We start from the raw sequence: 4829 nt of genomic DNA, 5'->3' as shown, positions 1-4829 counted from the left end.
CCGTAGGAACTACGGGGATAGCCTGTGGAGAATTGGTAAGACATATTTTAGTATGCAAAATTCTATGAAGCAGGAACTCTGTGACTTTAGTCATAGGAGGTTCAGGGAACAGGAAATAGTATTATGAAGGATAAAGGTATAATTATTGATGAAGATACTATACTTGAAATTGAAAATATAAGAGAAGATTTAAGTGGATATGATGTATATGATTACCTAGATAAAACTGTTATGCCAGGAATTATGAATTGTCATGTGCATTTGACAATGGAGCCAGTAGGAAATCCAAAAGTTTATTATGAGAACGTATCTGATGTAGAGCTTGTGGTAAATACAATAAAACAACTTGATGCATATTTAGATTCAGGAGTAACATATATTAGAAGTCTAGGTTGTCCAAAATATGTGGATGTGCAGCTTAAAAATCTTATAGACAAAGGGTCTATAGATGGTCCTGGTATAGTTACTTCAGGTCCAGTTATATGTATGACAGGAGGACATGGATACTATTTTGGTATTGAAAGTGATGGAGTAGATGAATGTAGAAAATCAGCTAGAACAGTTTTAAAAAATGGAGTAGATTGTGTAAAGATAATGGCTACTGGAGGTGTAACAACTGATGGTGTTGAGCCAGGTTCACCACAATTGACTTTAGAAGAAATGAAGGCTGCTATAGATGAAGCTATAAAAGCAGGGAAAATAACTGCTACACATGCACAAGGAAGAACTGGTATAAAAAATGCAGTGCTTGCAGGAATCACTTCTATAGAACATGGTGTTTATTTAGATGATGAAATAATTGATTTGATGCTTGAAAGAGGAACATATCTAGTTCCAACAGTTGCTGCACCATATTTTATTTTAAATGCAGGAAAAGAAAGTGGAATAACTGAGGCTACTCTTAGAAAGTGCGAAATTGTTGCTATTCCACATAAAGAATCATTCTTAAAAGCGTACAAAAAAGGAATTAAAATTGCAGTTGGTTCTGATGCAGGAACTTCTTATAATGAACATGGAAAGACATATTATGAAATGAAGTTAATGTCAGATTATGGTATGGATAATATGGATGTAATAGTAGCAGCTACAAAAACTGCATCTGAACTTTTAAGAATTGATAAAAATTATGGAACTTTAGAAAAAGGAAAGAAAGCAGATGTGATAGTTGTAAATGGCAATCCTATAGATAATATAGATGTAATGTCAGATGTTTTAGCAGTATTTAAACTTGGTAAAAAAGTTAGATAATAAAATAAAAGAGAAATTAGAAAAAAGTGTCTGAAAGATTTTTAAATGATTAGAGACACTTTTTTTATTGATAATATTTATTAATACTTTAAAAATTAATATGTTATTTTATATCTATTAGTTAATACATATTATAAAAGAATAAAAAGTAATAATTTGTCATGTAAATAGATATGTTTTTATAAATAAGATATTTTAAAATAAAAAATAGTATATAAAAAAGGTTTATATGTTATATTTATATAAATATATCTATAAATAAGAAAGGAGCAAATTGGTAAATGATAGAGGTAGATAAGTTATGTAAATCTTTTACAAGAGTTATAAAAGATGATAAAAATAAAAGTTCAATAAAAAAATTAAAGAAAATTAAAACTAAAAAAGAAGACTTTCTTGCTGTAAATAATGTTTCTTTTAGTGTTGAAGAAGGTGAGATAGTCGGAATATTAGGACCAAATGGTGCTGGAAAGACAACTTTACTTAGAATGCTAGGAGGAATATTAACACCAACATCAGGAAATATAAGTGTTTCTGGATATGATTATTCAATAGATAAAAATTCAGCAAAAAAAGAAATAGGATATCTATCTGGAAATACAAAGCTATATGGAAGACTTTCTCCTAGAGAACTTTTAACAACTTTTGGAAGTTTATATGAAATGACAAAAGAAGAAATAGAAGAGTCGATTAAAAATGTTGTAAAAGTAATGGATATGAATGAATTTATAGACAATAGAATTGAAAATCTATCAACTGGTCAGACACAGCGAACATCTATAGCTCGTTGTTTAATACATTCCCCAAAAGTGTATATTTTTGATGAACCAACATTAGGTCTTGACGTTTTGAGTAGTGCATCTATAATAGACTTTATGAAAAACGAAAAGTTAATAGGAAAAACCGTACTTTATTCAACTCATTATATGGAAGAAGCAGAAATTTTATGTGATAAGATTTTAATGATTCATAATGGAAAAATAATTGCATCAGGAACACCGAAAAGTTTAAAAGAAGAATCGGGAGTAAATAATCTGAGAGATGTGTTTATAAATCTTTCTAGAATGGAGGAGGTTTAGATGAGAAGTAAAATTGTAAAATACATATTCAAAAAAGAAATGTTAGACATACTAAGAGACAAAAAGACCTTATTTATGATGATTGTTATACCACTTCTTTTATATCCTTTGCTTATGTTGTTGATGATTCAAGTAATGAATATGTCTGCAAATAGTATGAATAGTAAAGATATTAATATAGCTTTTGATAGTACACCTAATAAAGTGCTTGTATCAATGATTGAAGAGGAGAATAATTTAGAGGGCGATACTGGGACTAATAAAGATACTACAAATGATAAAGGCAAAATAAAAATATTAAGTGTTGATAATTATAAGAAGTCTTTAGAAGAAAATAAAATTGATGCTTACATAAAAATAGAAGAAAAGCAATCATCTACGAGTTATAAAATATATATGAATTCATCTCAGGAAAATTCGTCTAACTCTGTAAAAAGAATTGAAACTGTTTTAGATAAATACAAGAGATTTACTATAGAGAATACTTTATCTGAAAAAGGACTGGATGTACAAAGTACATTAGAACCTATAAAGTACAGTACTATAGATGTTGCAAAAACAGAAGAAGTAGCAGGCTACTTCTTAGGACAGATATTGCCATTTATATTAATAATAGGAGTTTTGCTTGGTTCAATATATCCAGCAATAGATGTTATGGCTGGAGAAAAGGAAAGAGGTACACTAGAAACTTTATTTACACTCCCAATATCAAATTTAGAATTAGTCATGGGAAAATATATGGCTGTTTCCCTTAGTGCAATAGTAACAGCAATTTTAAATATTTTATCTATGGGCTTAACGATGGCATTTATTTTAGTGAGTGGGGGTCTTAGTAGCCAGTTTGGTTTTGGAAATTTTAATTATGGAGATTTAATTTTACCAATTGCTACTACTTTAATATGTGTATGTCTGTTTTCAATGGTAGTTGCAGCAATAAGTATGTGTGTATGTTCACTAGCAAAAAGCTTTAAAGATGCTCAAAACTATATAACTCCTCTTATGTTGGTTATTATGATACCATCTTATGTTTCTATGATACCAAATATAGTATTGGATAGAGTAACAGCTGTAATACCTGTGGTAAATATATCATTACTTATAAAAAGTGTATTATCTTTTAAAAGTGATTTAAATCTGATAGCACTAGTTTTAACATCGAATATAGCTTTTGTTATATTGGCAATTATACTTCTGTCTAAAATGTTTAATTCTGAAGAAATACTTTTTGGAAATAGTAAGAGTTTTTCTTTCTTGGAGAAAAGATGTAATATAAAAAAAGGGTCTATACCAACTGTGAGTGATGGGATTATTTTGTATGCAGTAGGATTAGTTCTTTTAATTTATGCTGGTTCTTTGGTTCAAATTAAATTTGGAACAGCAGGTATTGTAATGACACAAGTTATGATAATTGCTTTACCACTAATATTTGCATATTATATCAAAGCTGATTTTAGAGAAGTATTTAGTATAAAGATTCCAACATTAAAACATCTCTTAGGAGGAGTTGTTCTTTGGATTGGTGGATACATCATTATTATGATTATAACTCAGTTAATTTTATTTTTATTTCCTCAAAATATGGAAGTGGCTGAGAGTTTAAATAAATCTCTGTTTATGAAGGATAAATTTTTATTGAATTTATTGATAATAGGATTATTACCAGCTATATGTGAAGAAATATTTTTTAGAGGTTTTATATTTTCTGCATTTAGTAAATCAAAAAATGGAGTTAAGTCTGTAAAGTTAGCAATAATCTGTAGTGGAGTATTGTTTGGTATTATGCATATGGATTTTATAAGAATAATTCCAACATCAATATTAGGAATCATATTTGCATACAGTGTATATAAGTCGGGCTCTATATTTGTATCAATGTTATTACATTTCTTAAATAATAGTGTAGCAGTTATAGTAAGTCATTATGCAACAGGAAATATAGCTAATTTATATAAGTTTATTGAGGTTGATTTTTCAAATTTAAATATGTTTAAATTTGTTTTAATTCTTGTAATAAGTTTTATATTGGTTATATTAGGAAGGAGACTTTTATATAGAAAAGATTTAAAAAATTAAATATAAATTTCTTAAATATATTGAGATAATAAATAACACTAAAATATATAAGTATTACTTTATTTATATATACTTTAGTGTTATTTTATTTATTTCTTCATTATATAAACTCTTTATAAATTCATTTATATAATATTTTAATTATATAAATGAATTTATAAAGAGTTTATATTAAAAAAATGACCTTAAAAAATTAAGTGAAAGTAACATATTAAAAAATTTAGATTAAATATTATTCAATTTAGTTTGTTATGAAAATTAAGTGTTGATTTGTGGAAATGAATAGAAGAAGAAAAATAGAATAGAATTTTAAAGGTAAATATGTTGCAAATACTGTATTTTAATAAAAAGTAGTCATTTCTTGTAAAATGGATAGTTTATATTTACTTTAAAATTTGTGAAATTTTGTTATACTATATATATAGAATATGT

The 4829-nt window shown here is 27.0% G+C and carries 3 protein-coding genes; all 3 read left to right on the top strand.

All coding sequences use genetic code 11. The features are described 5' to 3' along the window. Window positions 1-123: 123 nt before the first annotated feature. The 3 genes from KGF41_RS20330 (at window position 124) to KGF41_RS20320 (ending at window position 4397) form a co-directional block, all read left to right on the top strand. Entirely contained in the window at window positions 124-1248 is a 1125-nt protein-coding gene (locus KGF41_RS20330; protein ID WP_227830477.1) for a metal-dependent hydrolase family protein, read from the top strand. A 281-nt stretch (window positions 1249-1529) separates the two neighbouring features. Beyond that, complete coding sequence (locus tag KGF41_RS20325; protein WP_227830478.1) at window positions 1530-2324, top strand: ABC transporter ATP-binding protein; 795 nt, start codon at window positions 1530-1532, stop codon at window positions 2322-2324. Continuing rightward, window positions 2325-4397, top strand: a complete 2073-nt coding sequence (locus KGF41_RS20320; RefSeq protein ID WP_227830479.1) for an ABC transporter permease subunit/CPBP intramembrane protease — start codon at window positions 2325-2327, stop codon at window positions 4395-4397. The last annotated feature ends 432 nt before the right edge of the window (window positions 4398-4829 follow it).

The organism is Clostridioides sp. ZZV14-6150 (genome assembly GCF_020657875.1).
In the GTDB taxonomy this organism is placed as follows: Bacteria; Bacillota; Clostridia; order Peptostreptococcales; family Peptostreptococcaceae; genus Clostridioides.
The sequence above is the reverse complement of the archived record's forward strand: the minus strand, read 5'-3'. Positions and strand labels throughout refer to the sequence as shown.

Bases quoted from the DNA above. Each gene is read 5' to 3' on its own strand.
- KGF41_RS20325 (WP_227830478.1), top strand. From the start codon at position 1,530: ATGATAGAGGTAGATAAGTTATGTAAATCTTTTACAAGAGTTATAAAA.
- KGF41_RS20320 (WP_227830479.1), top strand. From the start codon at position 2,325: ATGAGAAGTAAAATTGTAAAATACATATTCAAAAAAGAAATGTTAGAC.
- KGF41_RS20330 (WP_227830477.1), top strand. From the start codon at position 124: ATGAAGGATAAAGGTATAATTATTGATGAAGATACTATACTTGAAATT.